We start from the raw sequence: 2,973 nt of genomic DNA on the forward strand, positions 1-2,973 counted from the left end.
TGAGCAATATCCAAGTGATTGGTCGGCTCATCTAACAGCAATATTGGAGCCTGCTGAGCTAAAGCCTGCGCTACAAAAACTCGTTGCTGTTCTCCTCCTGATAGTAGCTCTAGTAAATGCTTTTCATATTGATCAATAGCAGTCAGCCTCATTGCCTCCTGCGTCGCCATTTCATCCTCTTTCGACCATGTAGAAAACCAGCCAGATTGATGAGGATATCGTCCAAGTGAAACTGTATCAAAAACGGTATGTGAAAAAGCTTGATTGTGCAGCTGTGGTAAAACTGCCAGCCTTTTTGCAAGCTCCTTTGAGGAATAGGATTTCAGTGGCTTACCTTCAATTAGTACTTCTCCCGATGAAGGTGTAAGTATGCCACTCATCAATTTTAAAAGAGTGGATTTCCCACTACCATTTGGACCTAATATTCCTAGCATTTCTCCTTTAGATACCTGAAAGGAGACGTCATGCACTATAAGCTTTTGATGGTAGCCACCAGAAAGCTTTTTTATCTCTAGCATGTTAAGCAGCTCCTTTTTTACGTTGTCGGAAGAAGATAAATGCAAAAACTGGTGCACCTATAAAGGCTGTGATAACTCCAATAGGAAGCTCTGTTGGAGATATAATCGTACGTGATACGAGATCACAAATAATTAATAACGATGCTCCGTTTATGAAGCTTAACGGGAGTACATGCCGGTTATCGGAGCCAAATAACAGCCTCGTCATATGAGGCACTACGAGTCCGACAAATCCAATGGTTCCCGATACAGCTACAGCTGTCCCAGTAAGCATAGACCCACCTATTAGTATCATCATTTTACGTTTCTTTACTTCCACACCTAAATGCTGTGCTCGTTCTTCTCCAAACAGCATTGCATTTAGCTCCCTACGGTTTAACCATAATAAAAGTGAACCAATTATTATAAAAGGCAATGCCATTTGAACATAGCTCCAGCCGCGCATAGAGACGCTTCCAAGGAGCCAGCCAATTATTTGTCTCAGCTCTTCCCCTGTTAATGCAATCATTAAGGAAATGACGGAGCCGAGAAACGAGCTAAAGATAATGCCTGTTAAAATAATCGTTTCCATTTTCATCGCTCGATCAACAAGCTTTGCGAAGGTGATTACGGTGAGCATCGTTACAAGTGCTCCTACCATACTGAAAACAGGCAGGGTGAACATTCCTAAAAAAGGTACCGATATTCCAAAAAAGAGTGTAGCCACTGCACCAACAGATGCTCCGGACGACACTCCCAATGTATAAGGATCAGCTAGCGGATTTTTAAGCAGGCTTTGAAAAGCTGCTCCCGCTATTGCCAGGGATGCTCCGACTAATCCTGCGAGTATAACTCGCGGCATGCGAATCTTCCAAACGATATTTGTTGCAATCGCATCTGTACCCGTATCCCATAAAGTACTGATCGGTACCTTTACAGATCCGACCGACACACCTAGCCAAATGGCTACGATTAACGTAGCCAGTGACAAGATGTAACCGATCATTGATTTACTCACTAAATGCCTCCGGATAAATAGCCTTAGCCACTTCCTCTAGACCTTCTACTAAACGTGGACCTGGACGACTCGTTGCATCCTCATCCACTTGTACCACCTCATCATTTTGAATGGCAGTCACTGTGTCAAAGCCATCACGTTGCTTCACCTTTTCTACGATTCCTTCCACGTAGTCATAGGTGATTAACATAACATCTGGGTTACGACTTACTATTTCCTCTGGGTTAACTTGAAACCAACCATCTTGATCGGCCATAATGTTTTCTGCATTGACCATCGTTAAAATTTCTTGCATAAATGTCCCATTACCAGGAGTATAGATTTCTGGTACATCGGAAGTTTCTACGAATACTGTTTTCTTTGTCTCTACTTTTGCAACTTTTTCTTGAATTTCGTCAACCTTTGCCTTCATATCCTCTATAACCGCTTGTGCTTCCTCATATTTCCCCGTTGCTCGGCCAATTTGTTCAATAGTTGTATAGGTTAAGTTAAAATCCTTTGCATCCTGTACTACAAATACTTTTACACCAGCATCTCGGAGCTGCTGTAATCCTGCCTCTGCCATGGAAACAATGGATTCATGAGCGAATACGATATCCGGACTTAAAGAGATAATTTTTTCAATGTTATACTCCATGCCACCAATTTTTTCTTTTTCTAAGGCTTCCTTAGGGTAGCTCTCATAATCATTCACACCGATAATTTCCTCATTTAGCCCTAAAGCAAATAGAATTTCGGTATTGCTTGGAATCATAGATATAATGGAAGTCGGAGCTTCCTCTAGCGTAATCTCTTGGCCTACTGCATCAGTGAGAGTCAGCGGAAATGCTGTTTCCGAGCTACCAACCTCTACACTATCTTCTTTTTTTAACGGAAGTGTTTCGGAATCATTGCACCCAGCCAATACAAACAGTGCTATCCCAATTAATAACCAAAACTTTTTCATCCTTCATTCCTCCTAATTTTAAACAACAAAAAATCCCCCATCCTAGGATGAGAGATAGATAGGTATAAATCTGCCAAAAATACCGAAAGCGGACCTACACCAGACCTATCCGCGTAGGTAATGGGTGTGTACGTAAAGGCAGGTTTTCTGACTTATGATGCACTTGCATCACTTACAGTGGCGGGACCGCGCTGGACTCTAACCAGCTTCCCTTTTAACTCTAGCATCCAATAACTAGAGCACCTTTACGCAAAAAATATTCTTTTACTACTTAGCATTTATTATACCTTATATTTAAATGTTGTCGAGATGATGTCGGTATTTGAAAAAGCATACATTTTATACATTTCAACAATACGAACGATTAATAAAGAATATTGAAGTGTATATTCTTTTAAATGTGGAAAGTAGAATTGATTTCCGCTCTGGCGGACGCTTTCCGCTTCAATCAATAATTAGAAAAGGTTCGTGGTTGGTTGATTGGTAAAGACTTCTTTATAATATATAAAACA

3 protein-coding genes and 1 riboswitch are annotated in these 2,973 nt (G+C 41.0%); all 3 genes read right to left on the reverse strand.

The genetic code is table 11. The features are described from left to right. Nucleotides 1–518 (reverse strand): ABC transporter ATP-binding protein (locus AC06OU_RS04905; protein ID WP_475854347.1); only part of this gene is annotated, 518 nt, incomplete at its 3' end. Between the two features lies 1 nt (nucleotide 519). Beyond that, the gene (locus AC06OU_RS04910; protein WP_475854349.1) at nucleotides 520–1,503 is read right to left on the reverse strand and encodes a FecCD family ABC transporter permease; all 984 of its coding nucleotides are present in this window, start codon (nucleotides 1,501–1,503) and stop codon (nucleotides 520–522) included. Between the two features lie 4 nt (nucleotides 1,504–1,507). Then, on the reverse strand, nucleotides 1,508–2,461 hold the full coding sequence (locus tag AC06OU_RS04915) for an ABC transporter substrate-binding protein (RefSeq protein ID WP_475854348.1): 954 nt from the start codon (nucleotides 2,459–2,461) through the stop codon (nucleotides 1,508–1,510). Between the two features lie 120 nt (nucleotides 2,462–2,581). Next, a riboswitch (cobalamin riboswitch) is annotated at nucleotides 2,582–2,723 on the reverse strand. Between the last annotated feature and the right edge of the window lie 250 nt (nucleotides 2,724–2,973).

Source organism: Psychrobacillus sp., assembly GCF_056205495.1.

Coding starts and splice junctions, on each gene's coding strand:
- AC06OU_RS04915 (WP_475854348.1), bottom strand. CDS start 2,461: ATGAAAAAGTTTTGGTTATTAATTGGGATAGCACTGTTTGTATTGGCT.
- AC06OU_RS04910 (WP_475854349.1), bottom strand. CDS start 1,503: ATGATCGGTTACATCTTGTCACTGGCTACGTTAATCGTAGCCATTTGG.